Origin of the sequence: Streptomyces sp. NPDC051218 (assembly GCF_044455475.1) — a bacterium.
GTDB lineage: Bacteria > Actinomycetota > Actinomycetes > Streptomycetales > Streptomycetaceae > Streptomyces.
In genome coordinates this window covers 381,391-403,681 of the sequence record NZ_JBITEU010000001.1, presented here as the reverse complement: position 1 = coordinate 403,681, position 22,291 = coordinate 381,391, and the positions used below count along the sequence as shown (strand labels likewise).

At 72.0% G+C, this 22,291-nt stretch carries 20 protein-coding genes and 1 riboswitch; of the genes, 8 read left to right on the top strand and 12 right to left on the bottom strand.

Going from position 1 to position 22,291, the window contains the following annotated elements; all coding sequences use genetic code 11:
- Window positions 1-59 precede the first annotated feature (59 nt).
- The 4 genes from pknB to thiO form a co-directional block, all read right to left on the bottom strand.
- Window positions 60-2,012, bottom strand: a complete 1,953-nt coding sequence (gene pknB, locus ACIBCK_RS01875) for a Stk1 family PASTA domain-containing Ser/Thr kinase (protein ID WP_399386121.1) — start codon at window positions 2,010-2,012, stop codon at window positions 60-62.
- Between the two features lie 91 nt (window positions 2,013-2,103).
- Entirely contained in the window at window positions 2,104-2,898 is a 795-nt protein-coding gene (locus tag ACIBCK_RS01870; protein ID WP_399386120.1) for a thiazole synthase, read from the bottom strand.
- A gap of 6 nt (window positions 2,899-2,904) precedes the next feature.
- The gene (gene thiS / locus ACIBCK_RS01865) at window positions 2,905-3,132 is read right to left on the bottom strand and encodes a sulfur carrier protein ThiS (protein WP_367041020.1); all 228 of its coding nucleotides are present in this window, start codon (window positions 3,130-3,132) and stop codon (window positions 2,905-2,907) included.
- On the bottom strand, window positions 3,129-4,331 hold the full coding sequence (thiO, locus tag ACIBCK_RS01860) for a glycine oxidase ThiO (RefSeq protein WP_399386119.1): 1,203 nt from the start codon (window positions 4,329-4,331) through the stop codon (window positions 3,129-3,131). Before thiO ends, thiS begins: the two co-directional genes overlap by 4 nt.
- Window positions 4,329-4,441: riboswitch (TPP riboswitch) on the bottom strand. It overlaps the preceding gene by 3 nt.
- 183 nt (window positions 4,442-4,624) lie before the next feature.
- On the opposite strand from thiO, the gene ACIBCK_RS01855 reads away from it, so the two are divergent.
- The 5 genes from ACIBCK_RS01855 to ACIBCK_RS01835 all read left to right on the top strand — a co-directional run bounded on the left by ACIBCK_RS01855 (window position 4,625) and on the right by ACIBCK_RS01835 (window position 8,893).
- A complete protein-coding gene (locus ACIBCK_RS01855) occupies window positions 4,625-5,791 on the top strand; it encodes an NAD(P)/FAD-dependent oxidoreductase (protein WP_399387185.1) in 1,167 nt (388 codons plus the stop codon).
- Between the two features lie 65 nt (window positions 5,792-5,856).
- Window positions 5,857-6,222 carry an Rv2175c family DNA-binding protein gene (locus tag ACIBCK_RS01850; RefSeq protein ID WP_160504555.1) on the top strand — a complete coding sequence of 122 codons (366 nt, stop codon included), beginning with the start codon at window positions 5,857-5,859 and terminating at the stop codon, window positions 6,220-6,222.
- 87 nt (window positions 6,223-6,309) lie between these two features.
- On the top strand, window positions 6,310-6,966 hold the full coding sequence (gene thiE / locus ACIBCK_RS01845; protein ID WP_399386118.1) for a thiamine phosphate synthase: 657 nt from the start codon (window positions 6,310-6,312) through the stop codon (window positions 6,964-6,966).
- Window positions 6,967-7,055: 89 nt separating this feature from the next.
- Entirely contained in the window at window positions 7,056-7,976 is a 921-nt protein-coding gene (gene metF / locus ACIBCK_RS01840; protein WP_399386117.1) for a methylenetetrahydrofolate reductase [NAD(P)H], read from the top strand.
- Window positions 7,977-8,020: 44 nt separating this feature from the next.
- Window positions 8,021-8,893 carry a hypothetical protein gene (locus ACIBCK_RS01835; RefSeq protein WP_399386116.1) on the top strand — a complete coding sequence of 291 codons (873 nt, stop codon included), beginning with the start codon at window positions 8,021-8,023 and terminating at the stop codon, window positions 8,891-8,893.
- A gap of 13 nt (window positions 8,894-8,906) precedes the next feature.
- On the opposite strand, the gene ACIBCK_RS01830 is transcribed toward ACIBCK_RS01835, so the two are convergent.
- The 5 genes from ACIBCK_RS01830 to ACIBCK_RS01810 all read right to left on the bottom strand — a co-directional run bounded on the left by ACIBCK_RS01830 (window position 8,907) and on the right by ACIBCK_RS01810 (window position 14,990).
- Window positions 8,907-10,433 (bottom strand): phytoene desaturase family protein, encoded by a 1,527-nt coding sequence (locus ACIBCK_RS01830; RefSeq protein ID WP_399386115.1) that lies wholly within the window; start codon window positions 10,431-10,433, stop codon window positions 8,907-8,909.
- A 45-nt stretch (window positions 10,434-10,478) separates the two neighbouring features.
- Window positions 10,479-11,093, bottom strand: coding sequence for a DUF4126 domain-containing protein (locus tag ACIBCK_RS01825; RefSeq protein WP_399386114.1), 615 nt, complete (start codon window positions 11,091-11,093; stop codon window positions 10,479-10,481).
- Window positions 11,094-11,504: 411 nt separating this feature from the next.
- Complete coding sequence (locus tag ACIBCK_RS01820; RefSeq protein WP_367041005.1) at window positions 11,505-12,122, bottom strand: TetR/AcrR family transcriptional regulator; 618 nt, start codon at window positions 12,120-12,122, stop codon at window positions 11,505-11,507.
- 50 nt (window positions 12,123-12,172) lie between these two features.
- Window positions 12,173-14,257: a YhgE/Pip family protein gene (locus tag ACIBCK_RS01815; protein WP_399386113.1), complete on the bottom strand. Its 2,085-nt coding sequence runs from the start codon at window positions 14,255-14,257 to the stop codon at window positions 12,173-12,175.
- Complete coding sequence (locus ACIBCK_RS01810; protein WP_399386112.1) at window positions 14,229-14,990, bottom strand: ATP-binding cassette domain-containing protein; 762 nt, start codon at window positions 14,988-14,990, stop codon at window positions 14,229-14,231. Before ACIBCK_RS01810 ends, ACIBCK_RS01815 begins: the two co-directional genes overlap by 29 nt.
- A 163-nt stretch (window positions 14,991-15,153) precedes the next feature.
- On the opposite strand from ACIBCK_RS01810, the gene ACIBCK_RS01805 reads away from it, so the two are divergent.
- The 3 genes from ACIBCK_RS01805 (at window position 15,154) to ACIBCK_RS01795 (ending at window position 17,299) form a co-directional block, all read left to right on the top strand.
- A complete protein-coding gene (locus ACIBCK_RS01805) occupies window positions 15,154-15,690 on the top strand; it encodes an SAV_6107 family HEPN domain-containing protein (RefSeq protein ID WP_399386111.1) in 537 nt (178 codons plus the stop codon).
- 148 nt (window positions 15,691-15,838) lie between these two features.
- Window positions 15,839-16,615 carry a class I SAM-dependent methyltransferase gene (locus ACIBCK_RS01800; RefSeq protein WP_399386110.1) on the top strand — a complete coding sequence of 259 codons (777 nt, stop codon included), beginning with the start codon at window positions 15,839-15,841 and terminating at the stop codon, window positions 16,613-16,615.
- Between the two features lie 273 nt (window positions 16,616-16,888).
- Complete coding sequence (locus ACIBCK_RS01795) at window positions 16,889-17,299, top strand: DUF3040 domain-containing protein (RefSeq protein WP_367040995.1); 411 nt, start codon at window positions 16,889-16,891, stop codon at window positions 17,297-17,299.
- A gap of 92 nt (window positions 17,300-17,391) precedes the next feature.
- On the opposite strand, the gene ACIBCK_RS01790 is transcribed toward ACIBCK_RS01795, so the two are convergent.
- The 3 genes from ACIBCK_RS01790 to ACIBCK_RS01780 all read right to left on the bottom strand — a co-directional run bounded on the left by ACIBCK_RS01790 (window position 17,392) and on the right by ACIBCK_RS01780 (window position 22,260).
- Window positions 17,392-19,806 carry a DUF3488 and DUF4129 domain-containing transglutaminase family protein gene (locus tag ACIBCK_RS01790; RefSeq protein ID WP_399386109.1) on the bottom strand — a complete coding sequence of 805 codons (2,415 nt, stop codon included), beginning with the start codon at window positions 19,804-19,806 and terminating at the stop codon, window positions 17,392-17,394.
- Window positions 19,807-19,873: 67 nt separating this feature from the next.
- Window positions 19,874-21,241: a DUF58 domain-containing protein gene (locus ACIBCK_RS01785; RefSeq protein WP_399386108.1), complete on the bottom strand. Its 1,368-nt coding sequence runs from the start codon at window positions 21,239-21,241 to the stop codon at window positions 19,874-19,876.
- Window positions 21,241-22,260 (bottom strand): MoxR family ATPase, encoded by a 1,020-nt coding sequence (locus ACIBCK_RS01780; protein WP_367040989.1) that lies wholly within the window; start codon window positions 22,258-22,260, stop codon window positions 21,241-21,243. Before ACIBCK_RS01780 ends, ACIBCK_RS01785 begins: the two co-directional genes overlap by 1 nt.
- Window positions 22,261-22,291 lie beyond the last annotated feature (31 nt).

Here is a 22,291-nt window from a genome sequence, read left to right as displayed (position 1 = left end):
CTGCTCACGCGCTCAAGGGTGGCATGAGCGCGTGAGTCTCCCGTCAGCGGATCAACGGATCAGCGGATCTCGATGGTGATCGTGGAGCCCTTGGGTGCCTCTTCGCCGCCCTCCACGGACTGGCTCTTCACCGTGTCCCCGAAGAGGCCGAGCAGGCCGCGGTCCTCCTCGACCTCGAACTTGGCGTCCTTCAGCTCCTGCTTGGCGTCGTCGACGCTCATGCCCTCGACGTCCGGGACCTCGATCATCTCGGGGCCCTTGGACAGCGTCAGCGTGACCGTGTCGCCCTCGGCGAGCCGCTTCTGGCCCTCCCTGGGTGACTGGTCGACGACTGTGCCCTTGTCCTCGTCGGAGTAGACCCGCTCCGTCTCGATCTCAACCTTCAGGCCCAGGTCCTCCAGCTCGGAGGTCGCGTCGGCCTGGGAATCGCCGGTCACGTCCGGGACCTCGACCTCAGGACCCTTGCTGACGGTGATCGCGATGGCCGAGCCCGCCTTGCGCTTGGTGCCCGCCTTCGGGTCCGTGCTGATCACGGAGCCCTTGCGGACGTCTTCGCTGAAGGCCCTCTTCGTCATCCCGGGAGCGAACCCGGCGTCCTTGAGCTCGTCCTTCGCCTTGGCCAGCGGAGTGTCCGCGAGGCTCGGCACCTTCACGATCTCGGGACCCTTCGAGATGGTCAGCGTCACTCCGTCGTTGTCACGGATGCGCTCGCCCGCCTCGGGGTCGGTGGCCATGACCGTGCCGCGCTTGTCGGTGTCGCTGTAGGCGCGCTTGACGTCGTTGACCTCGAGCCCCTCTTCGCCGAGGCGTTTCTTGGCCGCCGACTCGGTCTTCGCCAGGAGCGGCGGGACCTTCGTGAACTGGCCGGAGTTGATGTACCAGACCCCGGCGCCGAGGCCGAGCGCCAGCAGGACGGCGGCGACCACCGCGAACGTGCGGCGGCGCGGAGCGGGGCGCCTGCGGCTAGGCGCGGCCGGTGGAGCGGGCGGCGGGGACGCGAGGACGCTCGTGCGGTTGAGCTGGTCCTGCCGGTCCTCGTCACCGTCCGTCGGAAGCGGCAGCTGTACGGAGCGTGCCGCGCGCGGGATCACGCTCGTACGGTCGTCGGAGTTGTCATGGCCGGGGTCCGCCGCCAGTGCCTGCGGCGGCACCGCGTCCAGCTGCTCCACGGAGAGCGCGGCCCGCGCCAGCCTGGCCTGCCCGAGCAGCGCCACCGCGTCGTGCGGGCGTACGTCGGGGGTGCGGGCGGTGGCGGAGGCCACCAGGTCGTCCAGCTCGACGGCGAGCCCCGGGACGGCCGCCGAGGGGGGCGGCACATCCTCGTGGAGGTGTTGGTAGAGCACCTGGGCGGGGGTCTCACCGGAGTGCGGCTTGGCGCCGGTCAGCATTTCGTAGAGCACGACGCCGCACGCGTACACATCCACGCGTGTGTCGGCCGTGCCGTGCTCTATCTGCTCGGGAGCGAGGTAGGAGACGGTGCCGAGGACCGTGCCGGTCGTGTTCGTGACGGTGTCCACCGCGCGCACGAGTCCGAAGTCGGCGACCTTGACCCGGCCGTCGTCCCCTATGAGGACGTTCTCCGGCTTCATGTCGCGGTGCACGAAGCCCGCGCGGTGCGCGGCGCCCAGCGCGGCGAGGACCGGCTCCAGGATGTCGAGGGCGGCGCGCGGCTGCAGGGCGCCGCGCTCGCGGAGCACGTCACGCAGGGTGCAACCGGCGATGTACTCCATCGCGAGATAGACGTAAGCCCCGTCGGCGCCCTGGTCGTACACCCCCACCACGTTCGGGTGCGAGAGCCGGGCGACCGACTTCGCCTCGCGGATGAAGCGGTCGACGAAAGAGACGTCGGCGGCCAGCGTCGGGTGCATCACCTTGAGCGCGAGCACGCGGTCGAGGCGGGTGTCCACGGCCCGGTAGACCGTGGCCATCCCGCCGACCGCGATCCGCCCGTCCACGCGATAGCGGCCGTCGAGCACCTGCCCGACGAGCGGGTCCTGAAGGGTCGTGTCCACGCAGGGAGTCTACGAGCCACCGCTGACAGGGTTGCCCGCCCGGGTTGGCTCGGGCCCCGACTGCAGCCGAGCTGTGACAGGCACGCGACGCTCAGAACGCGGGCCGCTCCGGATCGAGCCTGGCCATACCCGCCACGGGCGAGGACGCCTCGGCGAAGTGCCGCCGGGGAATGCGCCCTGCCCGGTACGCGAGCCGCCCCGCCTCGACCCCGTGCCGCATGCCCTCGGCCATGAGGACCGGCTCCTGCGCCCGCGTCACGGCCGAGGCGAGCATCACACCCGCGCACCCCAGCTCCATGGCGAGCGCCGCGTCGGACGCCGTTCCCGCGCCCGCGTCCAGGATCACCGGCACGCGCGCGTGCTCGACGATCAGCTGGAAGTTGTGCGGGTTGCGGATGCCGAGCCCGGAGCCGATGGGGGAGCCGAGCGGCATGATCGCCGCGCAGCCCACGTCCTCCAGCTTCCGGGCGAGGACTGGGTCGTCGTTCGTGTACGGAAGGACCGTGAAGCCGTCGTCGACGAGGGTCTCGGCGGCGTCGATGAGCTCGATCGGGTCAGGAAGCAGCGTGCGCTCGTCCGCGATGACCTCCAGCTTCACCAGGTCGGTGCCGAGCGCCTCCCGAGCGAGCCGGGCGGTCAGGACGGCCTCTCCCGCGGTGAAGCAGCCCGCCGTGTTCGGCAGGACGCGGATGCCGAGCCGGTCGAGGACGGAGAGCACCGAGCCCTGCACACCGGGATCGAGGCGGCGCATCGCGACGGTCGTCAGCTCCGTCCCGGAGGCGATCAGGGACCGCTCCAGGACGTCCAGGCTCGGCGCACCGCCCGTACCCATGATCAGGCGCGAGGAGAGGGTGAGCCCGCCGATGACGAAGGGGTCGTCTGCCATGTCGGTTCAGCCTCCTTGGACGGCGGTGAGGACCTCGACGCGGTCCCCGTCGGTGAGCGGGGTGGTGGACCAGCGCGTACGCGGGACCACGGTTTCGTTGAGCGCGGCGGCGACGCCGGACGGGGCCGCGGTGAGGGTCGCGACGAGGGCTTCGAGCGTGGTGCCCGTGGCCACGTCGCGCGCCTCTCCGTTCACGGAGACGGCGGTGACGGCTGTGTCGGACGGGAGAGTCATGCGGGCTGCTCCATGTGGTGCTGTGCTCGGGGGGTGCCGGCGAAGCGCAGGGGAGTGAACCCCCGTGCCTCGTCGGGCAGTTCACCGGTGGTCAGGGCGTGCGCCATCACGTCGCCGGTCACGGGCGTCAGGAGTACGCCGTTGCGGTAGTGCCCGGTGGCCAGCTGGAGGCCGGGCAGCGCGGTCGGGCCGAGCATCGGGGCGTTGTCGGGGGAGCCGGGGCGCAGGCCCGCGCGGGTCTCCGTCAGCGGCAGTTCCGTGATGCCCGGTACGAGCTCATGGGCGTCCCGGAGCAGCTCGTACACGCCGCCGGCCGTGACCGTCGTGTCCCAGCCGAGCTCCTCGCTGGTCGCGCCGACGACGAGTTCGCCGTTCTCGCGCGGCACCAGGTAGACGTGGCTGCCGCGCACGACGGCGCGCACGGTGCGGCTCAGGAACGGCGCGTACCGCTGCGGCACGGTGAGCCGCAGCACCTGCCCCTTCACCGGGCGCACGGGCGGCAGTACGCCCTCCGGGACCCCGTCGAGGCGCCCGCTGAGGCTGCCCCCGGCGAGCACGGTGTCACCGGCCTCCAGAGCGGTGCCGTCGGCGAGGACGACTCCGGTGGCCCGGTCGGCCACCACCGCAAGGCGCTCCGCCCACGCGTGGTGGAAGATCACGCCCGCCCGCTCGCAGGCCACGAGGAGCGCCGCGGAGAGCCTGCGGGGGTCGATCTGGTGATCGCCGTCGACCCGCAGCCCGCCCCGGACGCCGGGCGCGAGCATCGGTTCCAGACGGCGGCACTCGCGCCCGCTCAGCCACTCCGACGTGAGCCCCGACCGCTGCTGAAGGGCGTGCAGCTCCCGCAGGTGGGCACGGTCGTCGGAGTCGAGGGCGACGGCGAGCGTGCCGCTCGCGCGGTAGCCGAGATCGAGGCCGCTCGCCTCCGTCAGCTCGGCGGCGAAGTCGGGATAGCGCTGCGCGGATGCCACGTTCAGGGCGAGCAGCGTCTGCTCCCCGTAGTGCAGCTCGGTGACGGCGGCCAGCATGCCCGCGGCCACCTGCGCCGCGCCGCCGCCGGGCTCGGGGTCCACGACCGCCGTGGACAGGCCGCGCTGCGCCGCCCGCCAGGCCGTGACCAGGCCGATGATGCCGCCCCCGACGACCAGGACGTCGGTCGTGCTCGTGCTCGTCGTGTGGAGTGGTGTCCGTGGATGCATGGGTGTCCAGCCCCTCCCTTCGCCGGCATGACCCGGATCAGGTTCGTACGGTCGGAGGCCGTCCAGCCTCCCTCTCAGCCCGGTGCGTCCGGGCTCCCGCGAGTGCTCTGCACGGCAACCTTAGCCTTTGGCGTCCCGGCGCAGTAGGGCAGCTGTGCGGTCAGGGGCGGTGACGGTGTGTCAGAGATCTCCTCGCCGCGCCCTGAGGCGCGCGCCACCCGCCGTCCTACAGTGATCGGGTGAGTGAGCAGCGGAGGCAGGAAGAGCGCCGGGTCGTCATCGCGGGCGCGGGGATGGCCGGCGTGCAGACCGCCGTGGCCCTGCGCGAGCAGGGGTTCACCGGCGCGGTCACCCTGATCGGCGCGGAACCCCACCAGCCGTACGACAGGCCGCCGCTGTCCAAGGCCGTGCTGCTCGGCAAGGCGGAGGGCTCCGCCTTCGACATCGACTTCGAGGCCCTCGGCATCGAGCTGAGCCTGGGCCACGAGGTCACGGGCCTGCGCCCCGCGGAGCACGAACTGGACACCGAGCGTGGCCCGGTCCCGTACGACGCCCTGGTCATCGCCACCGGCGCCGAGCCGATCCTGCTGCCCGGCGCATCCGGAGTCCCCGGTGTCCATCTGCTGCGGACCCTGGACGACGCCGAGCGGCTGCGGCCCGTGCTCGCCGAACAGCACCGCATCGTGGTCGTCGGCGCGGGCTGGATCGGCGCCGAGTTCGCGACCGCCGCGCGTGAGGCGGGCTGCGCGGTCACCGTCGTCGAGGCCGCGGACCGACCGCTGGCCGGGGCCCTGCCCGCGGAGGTCGCGGCGCCCATGACGGCTTGGTACGCCGACTCCGGCGCCGAACTGCGCACCCACGCGCGCGTGGACCGCGTCGAACCCGGCAGCGTCTTCCTGACCGACGGCACCCGGCTGCCCGCGGACGCGGTGGTCGTCGGCATCGGCGCACGCCCCGCCACGGCCTGGCTCGCGGACTCCGGCATCGCCCTGGGCGCCCACCGGGAGGTCCTCGCCGACGACCACCTGCGGACCTCGGAGCCCGACGTGTACGCGGTCGGCGACTGCTCCTCCTTCCCTTCGGGAAGGTATGGCGAGCGCCTCCTCGTGCACCACTGGGACAACGCCCTGCAGGGCCCGCGCACGGTGGCGGCGAACATCATCGGCGATACCCCTTCGGCGTACGACCCCGTCCCGTACTTCTGGTCCGAGCAGTTCGGCCGCTTCGTCCAGTACGCCGGGCACCACGCCTCCGCCGACGAGCTGGTGTGGCGCGGCGACCCCTCGGGCGTCGCCTGGACCGTGTGCTGGCTGCGCGGGGGAGTTCTGGTGGCCGTACTCGCGGTGGGCCGCCCCAGGGACCTGGCGCAGGGCCGCAAGCTGATCGAGGCGGGTGCCTACCTCGCCGCCGAACTGGCCTCGGACCCCGCGGTACCCCTGAAGAAGGCCGTGCTGCCGTAGCGGTTGCGTCATCCCCGGGGGCCGCTGCCCGGCCGCTGTCGGTGGCCGGAGATACGCTTGACCCCGTGACCGAGATTGACGCAAAGACTGATGCTCTCGTCCCTGAGTGGCTCCACCTCCCCGACATCGCGGAAATGCTCGACGTCGAGGTGACGCGTGTGCGCCAGCTGGTCAAGGAGGGCCAGCTGATCGCCGTACGCCGTGGTGAGAACCGCGCGCTCCAGGTGCCGGCCGCCTTCATCGACGGCGACAAGATCGTCAAGGGCCTCACCGGCACCCTGACGCTCCTGAGGGACGACGGCTTCAACGACGAAGAGATGCTGGAGTGGCTCTTCACTCCCGACCCGACCCTGCCCGGCACGCCCGCGCAGGCCCTGAGCGAGAATCGCGGCACGGAGGTGAAGCGTCGCGCCCAGGCGCTCGCCGTCTGACCGACACGGAAAACCGTTGCGTACGGGCCGTGTGCCCCCCCGGGACACACGGCCCGTAGGCCACCGACGACCCGGGGGGACCTCTTCATGGCCACCAAGCCTGCCCGCGAGCAGCTCGCCGACGCCCGCCTCTACCTCTGCGTGGACGCCCGCAAGCGCCAGGGAGACCTCCCCGAGTTCCTCGACGCCGTCCTCGGCGGCGGCGTCGACATCGTGCAGCTGCGGGACAAGGGCATGGAGGCGGCCGAGGAGCTCGAACACCTCCAGGTCTTCGCCGACGCCGCCCGCAGGCACGGCAAGCTCCTCGCGGTGAACGACCGCGCGGACATCGCGCACGCCATCGGCGCCGACGTGCTGCACCTGGGCCAGGGCGACCTGCCGGTGCCCGCGGCCCGCGCGATCCTCGGCGGCCCTGACGACGTCCTCGTCGGCCGCTCCACGCATGCCGAGTCCGAGGCCGCCGCCGCGGCGACGCAGGACGGCGTGGACTACTTCTGCACGGGTCCCTGCTGGCCGACCCCCACCAAGCCGGGCCGGTACGCCCCCGGGCTCGACCTCGTCCGGTACACCGCCTCGCTCAACACGGACCGCCCGTGGTTCGCCATCGGCGGCATCGACGCGGGCAACCTCGACGAAGTACTCGAAGCGGGCGCCCGCCGCGTCGTCGTCGTACGGGCGATCACGGAGGCGGACGATCCGGGGGCCGCAGCGGCCGACGTCGCGAAGCGGCTGCGTACGGCCTGATCGGCGATCTTCGGCCAACTTCCGGGGATGCTGTCCGCAGGATGGACGGGGATTGGCCGGTGGCGGTGGACCGTGGCTAACCTGCCCGTATGGCCCTAGGCACTGCTTCCACCAGAACTGATCGCGCACGGACCGTGCGCGACATGCTCGCGACCGGCAAGACGACGTACTCCTTCGAGTTCTCGGCGCCGAAGACCGCGAAGGGTGAGCGGAACCTGTGGAACGCCCTGCGCCGGGTCGAGGCGGTGGCCCCCAGCTTCGTCTCCGTGACGTACGGAGCGGGCGGTTCGACGCGGGCGGGCACGGTCAAGGAGACGCAGCAGATCGTCGCCGACTCGACGCTCACGCCGGTCGCGCACCTGACCGCGGTCGACCACTCGGTGGCCGAACTGCGCAACATCATCGGGCAGTACGCGGACGCCGGCATCAGGAACATGCTCGCGGTCCGCGGCGACCCGCCCGGCGACCCGCTCGCCGACTGGGTCAAGCACCCCGAGGGCCTCACGTACGCCGCCGAACTGGTCCAGCTGATCAAGGAGTCGGGCGACTTCTGCGTCGGCGTCGCGGCCTTCCCCGCGATGCATCCGCGCTCGGAGGAGTGGGACACCGACGTCCGGCACTTCGTCGACAAGTGCCGGGCCGGCGCCGACTACGCGATCACACAGATGTTCTTCTATCCGGAGGAGTATCTGCGCCTTCGCGATCGGGTCGAGGCGGCGGGCTGTTCGACGCCGATCATCCCGGAGATCATGCCGGTCACGAGTGTGCGCATGCTGGAGCGGCTGCCGCAGCTCAGCAACGCGACCATCCCGCCTGAGCTCAAAGAGCGCATCCTCACAGCCAAAGACGATCCGGCGGCTGTACGCTCCATTGGCATCGAGTTCGCGACGGAGTTCTGCGCGCGTCTCCTTGCCGAGGGTGTGCCGGGGCTGCACTTCATCACGCTCAACAACTCCACGGCGACGCTGGAAATCTACGAGAATCTGGGTCTGCATCACCCGCAGGCCTGACCGGCTGTACCCCTCGGGCGGCGGCCGGGGGGAGAGGGGCGTACATGGGCTGGACGGTCCTCTACATCGCGTTCGGATGCGTCGCGCTGTGGCTGCTCGGCGAAGTGCTGTTGCAGTACAAGGCGCGGCTGCGCTGGCGGCTGCTCGCCTTCGGCGGCTTCCTCGCCGTGGTCATCGGCGTGCTGCTGCCGTCGGTGATCGTCATCGGTGCGGGCGCGATCGCCTTCGCCACCGGCCAGACGTACGTGACGCTGTCCTTCCGCCGTGGCTTCTCGACCGGCTGGGCGCTCGGCGGCCAGCCCGGCCTGAGCAAGCGCCGCAAGACGACACCGCGCGGCGCCGAGGCATCCCAGGACCCGACGCTCCAGGTCTCCGACCTCGAGTACGAGGACGCGGGTCCGGCAGGGCCGCCGCCCGAGACCCCGCCCGGCACCGGGGTCTACGCGCCTGAGCCGCTGCCCGACGACACCGGGCAGTACGGCATCTACAGCGACGCGGCGTACGCACAGCAGCAGTCGGCCCCCGAGGACAGCGGCTACGGCTACGACACCTACGCCGCCGCGGGCTACGACCCCCAGCAGCCGTACGCCTACGGCGAGACGGGGCAGCAGCAGTACGCCGCCTACTCCGACCCGTACATCGGGACGCAGACGTACGGCGGCCAGCAGAGCTACGACACGTACGGCGACCAGCAGCAGTACGCGCCCTATCCCGCCGCCGATCCCTACGGCAGCGGGGACGGGACGTACAACGAGACGCCGCCCGGCGGGGTCTGGGTGCCCCAGCAGCGCAGCGCCGACGACCCCTACGGGCAGTACGGCGGCGAACTCCCACCGGAGCAGCCGTACCCCTACCAGGGCGAGCAGGCCCAGGGGCATGGGTACGACGCGGGGTACAACGAGCAGTACCGCTACTGACCCGGCGGCTCGCTCACTGCGAGCCCCGGAACTCCGGTCCCTCCACGATCAGTCCGGCGACCAGCGTGCCGGACATGCCCGCGTGCGGAAGGCCGCCGCCGGGATGCGACCAGCCGCCGACCGCGAAGAGCCCCGGCAGCCGTGTGCTGTTGGCCGGGTGGAGCAGACGGCCCTCTCCCGCGGCGAGGGACGGGGGCGGGACCGCGCCGCCGTCCGCGCCGGTGGCCTCCGCGATGTCGGCGGGGGTGCGGACCTCGTGCCACAGGAGGCGGTCCCGCAGGCCGGGCACCACGGCCTCGGCACGGCCCAGCAACCGCTCCACGTCCGCTTCGGTGACCTCCGTGTGCGCGGGCACGGTCACCGTCAGCGTGACCGCCTCGTGCCCGGCGTCGGGGGTGAGCGCGGGGTCGTCGGGGCGCAGCACCGTGAGGGTGGGCGCGGCGGGCAGCCCGGGGCGGTCTCCGAAGAGGCGGTCGAGCTCCTCCTGGCGGTCGGGGGTGTGCAGCACCGTCCGGTGGGGTGTCCCGTCGGGCCGCGCGCCGCTCAGGGCGAGGAAGACCGTCAGACGGCTCGGCAGTCCTGATCGGGGCCGCACCTCACCCTCCGACCGTATGTTCACACCGGATTCGCCGGGCAAGGCGGATACACCGGACAGCAAGCCGTCCAGTGCGCCGGGCGCAACACCCGCGACCACGAAGTCCGCCTCTTCCGCCGTCCCGTCCGCGAGTTCGACACCTGCCGCGCGGCCGTCCTTCTCGATGATCCGGGCGACGGGGGAGTCGAACGCGAATTCGACGCGGCGGGCGAGGCACCGCTCGTACACGGCCCGTGCGAGCGCGCGCATCCCGCCGCGCACGGACCAGGCGCCGAAGGTGTGTTCCAAGTAAGGCAGGACGGCCGCGCTCGCCGGGGTCGACCGGGGGTCGAGGCCCTGCGCGAGGGCGTACTGCTCGAGGAGCGCCAAGAGGCGTGCGTCGCCGCCCAGTTCCAGTTCACCGACTTCGGTGAGGGTTCTCGCGCGCCGCTCGCGCCGCAGGAGGCGCTTGTGCGGCACCGAGGGGTAGGGCTCGCGCTCGGCGAGAACCTGCCAGTTCGGCCACAGCGGCTCTTCCAGGAGGGGACGCCGGGTGCGGTCCCAGGCCTCACGGGCGCGGTTCATGTACGCCGACCAGAGGGCGCCGGCGCCGCTACCCAGCGCTGCGTCGAGGGCATCGCCGACGCCGGCGCGCGAGGCGTTCGGCAGATCGGCGGTCGTGCCGTCCGCGAAGACGTGCCGCACGGCGGGCTCCACCTGGCAGAGATCGACGCACTTCTCCAGCGGTTCCTTGCCCGTCTTGACGAACAGGTCGCGATAGACGGCGGGGAGCTGGAGGAGGGCCGGGCCCGTGTCGAAGGCGAAGCCGTCCCGCTCGACGCTGCCGAGCGCGCCGCCGTACGTCCCCGAACGCTCGTGGACCACCACCCGGTGGCCCGCGACGGCCAGCCGGGCCCCGGCCGCCATCGCGCCCATCCCGGCGCCGATCACCACAATCCGTGCCATGCCAGGGACTTTATCGGCCACCACTGACAGTCACGCCGGGAGCCCTCAGTCCGGCGGCCGCCCCGCGTGCGCCGCCAGCCGCTTCTCCTCGCGCCGCTGCGCCCTGCGCCGCAGGAACCGTCTGATCCGCGAGACGAGGAAGAACACCAGGATCAGGCCGAGGACCAGCAGCACGGCCGCGATGATCGCCGCCGCCTCCGGGTAGAACATCGCGAAGGTGACGATCCCGCCCACCCCGAGATCCTCCGCCGTGCTCACGATGACGTTGCTGAACGGCTCCGGCGAGGTGTTGATCGCCATCCGCGTCCCGGCCTTCACGAAGTGGCTCGCCAGCGCCGTGGAGCCGCCCACGGCGCCCGCCGCCAGGTCGGACAGCGAACCGCTCTGCCCGGCGAGCAGCGCGCCCACCACCGCGCCGGACACCGGCCGGATCACGGTGTGCGCCGTGTCCCACACCGAGTCGAGGTAAGGGATCTTGTCGGCGACGGCTTCACAGGCGAAGAGGATCCCGGCGGCGATCAGCACATCAGGACGTTGCAGCGCCTCGGGCACCTCGTCGGAGATCCCGGTCGCGCCGAAGACACCGAGCAGCAGGACAACGGCGTACGCGTTGATCCCGCTCGCCCAGCCGCTGGTGAAGACCAGGGGGAGTACGGACACGGACGCGATCGTAACCAGTCGGGAACCGCTCGGCCTGGGGATGAGCACCCAGGACTGAGTATCCGTACCTAGTGCTGGAGATGAGTACCAGCGCGGATGGGTCCCGACCTGCGAAGAAGGAAGAGTGAGGGACACGGAGAAGGGCGCAGCGCCCGTACCGCCGACACGGGGCGGCGGAACGGCGCGGCGCCCTTGGCCGCTCCTCCCACCCCGCCGAAGGTGGGAGCGAGACACGGGGGAGACGGGCGGCCGCTCGGCGATGACCGGCCGGGGGGCCGAACGGGGGACTGCGGGGGAACACGGGGGAACGCAGGAAGCGCCGGGCCGGTGCCATCTGGAGAACAGGTGGCACCGGCCCGGCGCTTTTGTGCATGCCGCTCAAGGGGTGCTGAGGGCCTGCTCAGGAGCTGCTCAGCGCCCGCCGCTCACCCGGCCCTGGAGCAGGCGTGAGAGCGCCGAGTGCACGTCGTCGAGGGAGCGCTCCGGCTGGAAGGCCTGCCAGTCCAGGGCCGCCACCAGGACCATGCCGACGAGCGCGGCCGCCGTCAGGGGGATGTCGATCTCCTCGCTGAGCTCGCCGTTCTCGACGCCCGCGCGCAGGACGTCCTCGACGACGGCCACCGCCTGCTGCCTGACCACCATCAGGGTGGACTGCCAGGCGCGGTTGGTGCGCCACAGCTCGGCTACGTACAGCTGGGTGAAGGCCGGATAGCGGTCGATGAAGACCAGGCCCGCGCGGATCATCGCGTCCAGCGCGTCGACCTGGCTGCCGCCGCTCCCCGCCGCCTTCTCGGCCGCCTCCTTCAGGGAGGCGGTGAGCAGGCCGACGCCGTGCCGCAGCAGCTCTTCGAAGAGGACCGACTTGCTCGCGAAGTTGTAGTAGACCGTGCCCTTCGCGACCCCGGCCCGCTCGGCGATCTCGTCGACCGTCGTGGCCGAGAAGCCCTGCTCCGCGATGAGGGTGACGGCCGCCTCGTAGAGCTTCTGCCGGGTGGCCTCACGCCGGGTGCTGGTTGCGCTGCTGTCCATGGGCCCGATTCTCACAGGTCCTGGCGCCCGCACAGGCGCGGTTCCGGGGCTCACAGGGTCAGCTCCGGGTGCAGGCGCTCCAGGGTCCACACCTGCTTCTTGCGCGCGGAGAGCGCGGTGAGCGCCAGTGCGCCCGCCGTGAAGGCCGTCAGGACCACGCAGGCCTGCCATACGGGACCGAGGCCGCCGCCCGTGATGAGCCTCCTCAGGGCGTCGACGACGTAACTCATCGGCAAGAAGGGGTGGATCCAGCTGAAGAAGGACGGACTCGTCTGGACGGGGTAGGTGCCGCCGGCCGAGGTCAGCTGGAGCATCAGGGCCGCGAGCACGAGGATGCGTCCCGCCGCCCCGAAGCGCGCGTTGAGCCACTGCACGATCGCCGCGAAGCAGCACGTCACCAGGCAGAGGAAGCCGACCGTCCCTGCGGCCCGCGCCATCTGCAGGCCAAGTCCCCAGTGCAGGACCGACATCAGGGCCGCCGTCTGGAGCACACCGAGGGCGGCGACCGGCAGCCAGCCCGCGAAGGCGATCCGCCAGGAGGAGGCGCCCGCGGCGAGGGCGCGCCGGTTGAGCGGCTGGATCAGCATGTACGCCACCATCGCGCCCACCCACAGGGAGAGCGGGATGAAGTACGGGGCGAAGCCCGTGCCGTAGTTGGGCGCCTCGTGCATCGACCGGGAGGCGAGCTGCACCGGGTCGGCCATGACGTCGGTGCGCTGGTCGCGGTCCTTCTTGTCGTAGTCGGGGATCTTCTTGACGCCGTCGTGCAGCCCGCCGGACAGCTTCTCGGAGCCGTCGGCCAGCTTGAACATGCCGCCCTTGAGGTCGCTCGCGCCCGTCTCCAGCTTGCCGATGCCCGTGTCGAGGTCCGTGGCGCCGGTATGGGCGGTGCCGAGGCCCGTGTGCAGCTTCTTGGCACCCTTGGCGACCTTCCCCGCGCCCGCGTTGAGGTCGTTGATCTGGGTGACGGCCTTGTCCAGGTCCTCGTCGAGGTGCGGTGCGCGCTCGGCGAGTGCCTCGGACTTCTTCTGCAGCGTGGCGAGGTGCTTGTCGAGCTTCTTGACGTCGCTGTTCTGGTCCTTGACCACGGTGTTCATGTCGTCCGCGATGGTCGACACGTTCTCCGCTGCCGTCTTGGCCTTCTTGAGCCGCGGGCAGGCCGGGTCCGGTACCGGGAGGTTCTCGCAGCGCTCCGTGTAGAGGCCGCCGATGGTCTCGGAGCCCTTCTTGGCGCCGTCGGCCGCCACGGGGGCGAGCTCGACCCAGGTGTCGAGGTTGCCGCGCAGGGCCTTGGAGGAGTCGGCGACGAGCCGGGCCGTGTCCCCGATGGTCTTGCCGTTGTCCTTGAGGAAGGGCCGCACTTGGTCCGCTGTGCCGTTGACCTTGTCGGCCAGCTTCTGGGTGCCGTCCGAGACCTTCTTCGAGCCGGTCTCCAGCTTGCCGGCGCCCTTGTCGAGTTTCTTGATGCCCCCGGCCAGGTCACTGCTGCCGTTCTTGGCGTCCTTGAGTCCTGTCGCGAGCTTCTTCGAGCCCTTCTTGGCCTCACCGATGCCGCTGTCGAGCTTGTCGGCGCCCTTGGCGGCCTTCTCGGTCTCCCCGTGGATGTCGGAGAACGAGATGAAGATCTTGTCGAGGAAGGTGCGCGAGGCCTTGGTGGAGGCCGCCGTGCGCACCTCGGAGAAGACCGTCCGGGAGATCTGCCCGACGATGTAGTTGTTGGCGTCGTTCGTGCGGACCTGGAGAGCGCCGGTCTCCGGGGAGTCACCCGAACTCGACGCGACGCGCTTGCTGAAGTCGGAAGGCATCCTCAGGGAGAGGTAGTACGTCCCGTCCTCGACGCCCTCGCGCGCCTCGGCGGAGCTCACCTCGTGCCAGTCGAAGGTCTTGCTGTCCTGAAGCCCGTCGACGATGCCGTCGCCCACCGCGAGCTTCTTGCCCGAGGCCGTCGCGCCCTTGTCGTCGTTGACGAGCGCCACGGGTATGCGGTCGAGACGGCCGTACGGGTCCCAGAACGAGCAGAGGTACAGCGCGCCGTACAGCAGGGGCAGCAGCAGGAGCGCGACCAGCGCCATGCGCGGAAGTTTCCCCCTGCCGAAGCGCCTGAGCTCAAGCGCGGCCAGCTTCGGCGAGCGCATCCGCCGTCTCCTTGTCGTCGTCGTTGCGTCGGTCGGTGGACACGGCGATCGCATCCTCGGGGGCTTCGTTGCACACGGCGACGACGGTGATGCCGCTCTCCGTGAGGGACCTCAACAGGGCCCAGGCCTCACCGCGTTCGGCGTCCGACAGCTTGAGGTCGACGTCGTCCACGGCGAGCAGCCGGGGCCGCCCGATCAGGGCCAGGGCCACGGAGAGCCGCAGCACTTCGAGGCGCTCCAGGTCGCGTACGGAGGTCCGCCGTCCCTTGGGCAGTGACTCCGTGTCCAGCCCGGCCGCGGCCAGCGCCGTGTCGATCCGCAGCCGCGCCTCGGCCGCCCGCTCGGCGCGCGGCCTCAGCAGGGTCCGCAGCGAACCACCGAACCGCCGCTCCAGCAGCGCCCGTTCGTGCAGCTGCTCGGCCACGGTCAGCGCCGGATCGAGGTCCGTCACGCCGGGCACGGGCCCGAGCGCACTGATCCGGCGGACCGCGGCGAGCTGCTTGGGCAGCCGGAAGCCCCCCACGGTGGCCTCACCCTCCGTGGGGCGCATCCGCCCGGTGAGTGCGAGCAGCAGACAGGTACGGCCCGACCCCGAAGCCCCCTCGATCGCGATCAGCGACCCCGGCCCGGCCTCGACCCCGACCCCGCGAAAGGCCCAGCCCCGCGGCCCCTTGAGCCCGAACTCCCGCGCTGTGACGGCGGCTCCCCGTGCGCCGTCGTTCGACCCGTCCACAGTTCCCCCTCGCACCCTCTTTTTTGAACTGACTGGTCAGTGCAAAAACTAACGCGAACCGGCGAGCGAGGCAAAACCGCAGGTCAGGGCCGATTGTCAGTGGCGTACTACACGATGTGCACATACGGCCACATAGCCGTTACGCGACGACAGGAGGTTCGTCATGGCCCGCACTTCCGCAGCAGCCGCACGTCGGCACCGCCCCGTCGGCCCTGCCCCCGTAGCGACCGGCCCCGCGAGCGACGTGCACCCCGTCCTGCGCCGGGCCACGGCCCCGCCCGCCGCACTCGAACTGCTCGCCCAGGCCCGCGCCGGCATCGACGAGGCCGCGCACCTGGAGACTCCGAACGAGCGCTACTCCACCGCCCACCTCGCCGCCCTGCGCACCGCGGCCGCCGTCCTCGCCGCCCGCGGACGGCCCGAGACGACCCCCCGGCGCAGGCAGCGGATCCGGAGCGCCTGGGAAGTGCTCCCCGAGATAGCGCCCGAACTGACCGAATGGAGCGCCCTGTTCGCCTCCGGCGCGGCACGCAGGGCGCGCGCTGAGGCAGGCATACAGGGCGCGGCCACCATCCGGGACGCGGACGACCTGCTGCGTGACGTGGCGATGTTCTTACGCCTCGTCGAGCGGATGCTGGTGCTCCAGCCCGTGCTGCCCCAACCCAGGCAGGAGCCGCCGGACACCGACCGGGACGGGTGACGGGGCAGTCCTGGACGGGTGACGGGGCAGTCGGCCGAAGGCAATAGGGTGGGAGCGCCCGCACCCTCCCGACTGCCGCACGAGCAGCGGAGGGAACCCCCTAGCTCCGCCGCGGACCTGCGGTGGACGCGCCGAGGAGTCAACTGCCGTGTCGGACCCGATGCGCCCCCGCGCTTCTCTCCGTACCGCCGTGGTCTGGGAGGTCCTCAAGGACGCTCTCGACCGCCGGGTCAAGGCCACGGGCCGGGAGTCACACTCCCTCGACGTGCTCGACACCGGAGGCGGCAGCGGAAACTTCGCCGTGCCCGTCGCCCGGCTCGGTCACCGCGTCACCGTCGTCGACCCCAGCCCGAACGCCCTCTTCGCGCTGGAGCGCCGGGCCGCCGAGGCGGGCGTGGCCGACCGGGTGCGCGGCGTCCAGGGCGACGTACACGGCCTCTTCGACGTCGTGGAGCGCGCCGGCTTCGACGCCGTCCTGTGCCACGGCGTCCTGGAGTACGTGGACGACCCCGCCGAGGGCGTACGCAACGCGGTCGGCGCGCTGCGGCCCTCCGGCACCCTCAGCCTGCTCGCCGCGGGACTCGGCGGAGCCGTGCTCGCCAGGGCGCTCGCCGGGCACTTCACCGAGGCCAGGCAGGCGCTCGGCGACCCGGCAGGACGCTGGGGCGACGGCGACCCCGTGCCCCGGCGCTTCACCGCCGAGCAGCTCACCGAGCTGGTCGAGGGCGCGGGCGTCAAGGTCGACGCCGTGCACGGGGTGCGGGTCTTCGCCGACCTGGTTCCCGGCGTTCTGGTGGACACCGAGCCCGGCGCCCTCGAAGCCCTCCTCAAGCTGGAAGCGGCCGCCGCGGAGCTCGCCGCCTTCCACTCCGTGGCCACCCAGCTGCACGTGCTCGGTGAGACCCGGGATGCCGACGAGGCCTGAGGTCCGGCCCGGCTGCCCGCTGATCAGCGACGCAGCCGCACATGGAGTACGGCACACACCCCCCGAACGGGCTACGGGCGCCGTATGATCGAGGCAGACCGTCCGGCATGCCGGGTCGGCCGCTGGGGAATGCACGCTTCAGCGAGCCGGAGCGGCAGGGTGGTCCGGTTTGGCGAAGTTGGCGCAGAGGGGCGGGTTTCACGGGGGCGATTCCCTGCCTATCCTGAAGGGGACCCCCGGTCGCCCCGGCGACTGCACGATGAGGAGGACTCCGTGCCGCTCTCGGAGCACGAGCAGCGCATGCTCGAGCAGATGGAGCGAGCGCTGTACGCCGAAGATCCCAAGTTCGCGACAGCGCTCGAGGGAAGCGGGCTGCGTACGTACACCCGGCGACGGGTCTACCAAGCGGTCGCGGGCTTCCTTGTGGGTATCGCCCTTCTCATGGCCGGAATGGTCGCCCAGCAGATCTGGGTGAGCGTGGTGGGATTCCTCGTCATGCTGGGATGTGCGGTGCTCGCCGTCACCGGATGGCGCAAAGCGCCCAAGCCAGGTGAACAGCCGGCCGCCGGCACGCCCACGGCACCGGGCGGCGCCCCGGCTCGTCGGCAGGCCCGGCAGCGAAAGTCGATGATGGACCGCATCGAGCAGCGGTGGCAGCGCCGCCGCGACGAACAGGGCCAGTGAGTTCTTAGCTTTTCAGCAATGCGTAAGGGGTGACCGCCAAGGCGGTCACCCCTTGCGCATGTTCTCCAGCCCAGCTGCCGCCCCGCCGGCCGCTAGCCCTGCTGCTGCGAAGGCCTCCGCAGCGCCGTCCACCGCTTGGTGATCCGCTCGGACCACCGCTCCTTGACCGCCGTCCAGCGGTCGGAGAGCGCCCACACCACTCGTGCGGCGGAACGCGGCGCGAGTATCGCCCGCAGCCGGGCCGGGCGGCTCGCCGTGGCCCGCAGCCCGTCGGACACCCGGTGTACGTCGTCGGCGAGGCCGGCCACCGGCTGCGGCCGTGGCGCGTACAGCACCTGCTCGACCGCGGCCGCCAGACGATGGACGGACTCCGCGGGCGCCGCGGCGAGCTCCCCGATGCGTACGATCCGGGCCGCCGCCTTGCGCGGGGTCTGCGAATCGTCCGGCGTGATCCCGTGGTCCCAGGCCGTGTCGGTCACCTCGAGCCACGCGGCGAGCGTCCGCGCGGCCGCGTCCGCCTCCGTACGGCCCGTCGAGCCGAGGCGGACCGCCCGGATCCGCTTGCGCCACAGCATCGGCAGCAAGGGCAGGCCGATGACCGCAAGCACTCCGAGAGAGATGAGCACGATCATGTCGATCGGCGGTCCGTCGCCGCCCGAACCGCCCGCGATCGCGGGGGCGGTGCTCGCGCAGCCGCCCTGCTTCTGCTGGTCGGGCGGGCAGCTCGCGGAGGCCGACGGCTCGTCGGACGGCGCCGACGACGCACTCGGCTCGGGCACCGCCGGGTCGCTCGCGCCGTCGGACGGGGTGTCCGGGCGCGTGTAGTCCGGCACCGTGCCGCGGTTCGGGGTCGGCTCGAAGCGGGTCCAGCCCACGCCCTCGAAGTACAGCTCCGGCCAGGCGTGCGCGTCCCGCAGACCGACCGACATCGAGCCGTCCCCCTGCGCGGCACCCGGCGTGAAGCCCACCGCGACGCGTGCCGGGATGTCCAGCGTCCGCGCCATCGAGGCCATCGCGAACGAGAAGTGGACGCAGAAGCCTTCCTTCTGCTCCAGGAAACGGGCGATCGCCGCGGGACCACTGCCCGCCCGCACCTGCGTGTTGTACGTGAAGCCGCCCTCCGACGCGAACCAGTCCTGGAGCTTGACCGCCTTCTCGTAGTCGTTCGACGCGCCCTTGGTGATCTTGCGGGCCTCGGAGGCCACCACGGGCGGCAGGGAGCCGGGCACCTTGGTGAACTCGTCCGTGATCTGCTGGGGCGGCTCGGAGGCGTTCGCCAGCTGCTCGGCGGTCGGCTCCACGACGAGGCTCTTGACCTCGTACTGCGCGCCGCGTGTCGTCTGCCCGCGGTCACCCACCAGGGCGCGCCCCACCGGCTCGTACCGCCAGCGGCCGTTGATCTTCACCTCGCTCGCCGGGTAGGGCATCGGCAGCCAGTTCTGCGCGTAGCGGTCGGCGGCCGAGATGTTCGTCTGGATCTCGCTCCTGCGGACGTCGGGGTAGAGCCCCGGCGGGTCCTCCAGACGCGGCGGTACGTCTTCGATGCTCCGGACGGTGGTCTTCCAGGTGGTGCCGTCGAACTGGTCGAGGGAGACGATCCGCAAGTAGAGGTTCTCGGTCTCCTTGGCGTTCGTCTTGTACGAGATGACCTCGCGGTCGTCCGGTTCGTTCAGGCTGTCCTGGAGCGCGACCAGCGGATTCACCGCGGAGATCGTGCCGCCACCGCCGGTACCGGAGCCTCCGCCTCCGCCGGTTCCGTCCAGGAGCCCGCCGTCGAGGGCGGGGAGCGCGAGCGGCACTACGAGGGCGATGCCCAGGGCCACCGCGCCGATGCGCCGTCCCGTGCGGACCGGCGCGATCGCACCGCTGTCGGTCTCCAGGCCCCCGGAGACGCGGCCGGGAGCGCGCGCCGCGCCCCCGAAGACCCGCCCCCACTGGGAGAGCCGGTCCCGGCCCTCCGCGAGGAGCAGCAGCAGATACCCGGCGGCCGCCAGCAGGAACCACAGCCACCCGGCGCCGTCCCCGGAGAGCCCCGCGGCCACCGAGTACAGCGCGAGCAGCGGCAGTCCCGCGGGCGCCGCCGTACGGAACGTCACCGCGAGGGCGTCCACCGCGAGGCCGATCACCAGGACGCCGCCGACCAGCATCAGCCGGATGCCGTCACTGAGCGGCGCCGGGATCGCGTACTGCCCGACGTCGTTGCCGCCCGCTTCGAGCAGCATCCCGAACGCCCGGAACACGTCGGGGCCCGGAAGCACCCCGCCGATCGCCTGCTCACGGGCGAACACCAGCGTCAGCAACAGCAGCGTCACCAGGGCCTGCACGGCGACCGTGACCGGCCGGGCCAGCGGGACCCGCCGGGTGAGCGCGCCCACGCCGCTCTGCAGCGCGAGCAGGATCGCCGCCTGGACGAACCACGTCGCCGGATCGACGAGCGGCAGCAGCGCCCCCGATGCCATCAGCGTGGCCGCCGTGGCACAGAGCGCGAGTCGCGCGCGCCCACTCATGTACGTCCCCCTGTTGTCGTGCCTGTGGTCCTGCCGGACGGGCCACCGCTCGCCCCCGGCGCCCGGTTCATCCCCAGCCCCCGGTGGTCGTCCCCGCGGCGGGAGCCGGGCCCGTGCTCGCCCGCAGATGGTCCGCCTGGCGCCAGAGGTCCACCAGAGCGACCCCGGGGGGCACGGCCACGGCCGTCCAGCCCGCCTCGCGCAGCATCCGGATCCGCTCGTCGCCGGGGCCCGCGGGAGCGCCGCCGGGGCCCTGGGCCCAGACCGTGCTGTCCAGGACGAAGGCGACCGCGGCGCCGCTGCGCTGCCGCATCTTGGCGGCCACCGTCGCCTGCTCCTGGTCGAGGTCGCCGAAGAAGGCGATCAGCAGGCCTTCGTTGCCCCCGCGCAGCACGTCGTACGCGGGCGAGAGTCCCGTGCCGTCCGAGTGGTCGATCACCGCGAGGGTGTCCATCATCAGGCCCGCCGCGTCCGCCGACTCCTGGCTCGCGCCCGCGAAACCGTCCGAGCCCTCACCGGGGACGGAGTTCCCGGTGTCCGTCAACAGCCGTACCGAAAAACCCCGTTCGAGCATGTGCACCAGAGTGGAGGCCGTGCCCGACACCGCCCATTCGAAGGCCGATTCGGGCCCCGCGCCCCGGAAGGCGTGCCCCCGGGTGTCGAGGAGCACCGTGCAGCGGGCCCGCTGCGGCTGCTCCTCGCGGCGCACCATCAGTTCGCCGTAGCGGGCCGTGGAGCGCCAGTGGACGCGGCGCAGGTCGTCGCCGTGGCGGTAGCCCCGCGGGATCACGTCGTCCTCGCCGGCCAGCGCCAGCGAGCGGTTGCGCCCGTCGCCGTACCCCTTGGCCTCGCCGGTGAGCCGCACCGGAGGCAGCGCCTCCACCCGCGGGATCACCGTCAGGGTGTCGTACGTCGAGAAGGAGCGGGTCAGTTCACACATCCCGAACGGGTCCGTCAGACGCAGCTGCAGCGGCCCCAGCGGATAGCGCCCCCGCAGGTCCGAGCGGACGCGGTAGGACACCTCACGGCGGCCGCCCGCCTCCACCCGGTCGAGCACGAACCGGGGCCGCGGCCCCAGGACGTAGGGCACCCGGTCCTGGAGCATCAGGAGACCCGTGGGCAACCTGGAGACATTGTCCATCCGCAGGTGGACCCGCGCCTCCGAACTGGCGGGCACGCGCGCGGGGGAGAGCCTGCGGCTGCCCGCGACGCGGTAACGGGTGCGGTAGAGCACCGTCGCGCACACCAGCGGGAGCACGGCGAGCAGCAGCCCGACCCGGAGCAGATCACTCTGCCCGAGGACATACGCGCAGATGGCGGCGGCGACCCCGGCCGCCAGGAACGAACGCCCGCGCGTGGTCAGTCCCGCGAGCGCGGTCCGCAGCCCGCCCTTGCCCTCCTCGGCCTGCGCCGGCTGCGGCCCCCCGGCCGCCATCACAGCCTCCGGGCGCCGGGCGGCTGCTGGTTGAAGTAGCCGCTGTTCGGCTGGGCGGCGGCGGGCACGGGCGTGCGCTGGAGGATCTCCAGGACGACCGATTCGGCCGTACGCCGGTTCAACTGGGCCTGCGCCGTGGGCAGCAGCCGGTGCGCGAGCACCGCCACGGCGAGAGCCTGGACGTCGTCCGGCAGGGCGAACTCCCGGCCGCTGAGCGCGGCGGACGCCTTGGCCGCACGCAGCAGGTGCAGCGTCGCGCGGGGCGACGCACCGAGTCTCAGGTCCGGGTGGTTGCGGGTCGCTCCCACCAGATCCACGGCGTACCGCCGTACGGCGTCGGCGACGTGGACCGTGCGGACCGCGTCGATGAGCTTCACGATGTCGTGCGCGTGCGCCACCGGCTGGAGGTCGTCCAGCGGTGAGACGCCGCCGTGCACGTCCAGCATCTGCAGCTCGGCCTCCGCGTTCGGGTAGCCGATCGAGACGCGCGCCATGAAGCGGTCGCGCTGCGCCTCGGGCAGGGGATAGGTCCCCTCCATCTCCACGGGGTTCTGCGTCGCCACCACCATGAAGGGGCTCGGCAGTTCGTACGTCTGCCCGTCGATGGTGACCTGGCGCTCCTCCATGGACTCCAGGAGCGCCGACTGCGTCTTGGGGGACGCGCGGTTGATCTCGTCGCCGATCACGATCTGCGCGAAGATCGCGCCGGGCTTGAACTCGAAGTCCCGGCGCTGCTGGTCGAAAATGGACACACCAGTGATGTCCGACGGCAGCAGGTCGGGCGTGAACTGGATGCGCCGCACGGAGCAGTCGATGGACCGCGCCAGCGCCTTGGCCAGCATGGTCTTGCCCACGCCCGGCACATCCTCGATCAGCAGATGCCCCTCGGCGAGGAGCACGGTCAGCGAAAGCCGTACGACCTCTGGCTTGCCCTCGATCACACCCTCGACCGACCCGCGGACACGCTCCGCTGTGGCGGTCAGATCTGTGAGGCTCGCTCGATCGTCATAGGTCGTCACCCGGCCCTCCTCGGACACGTTCTCCGGGCCG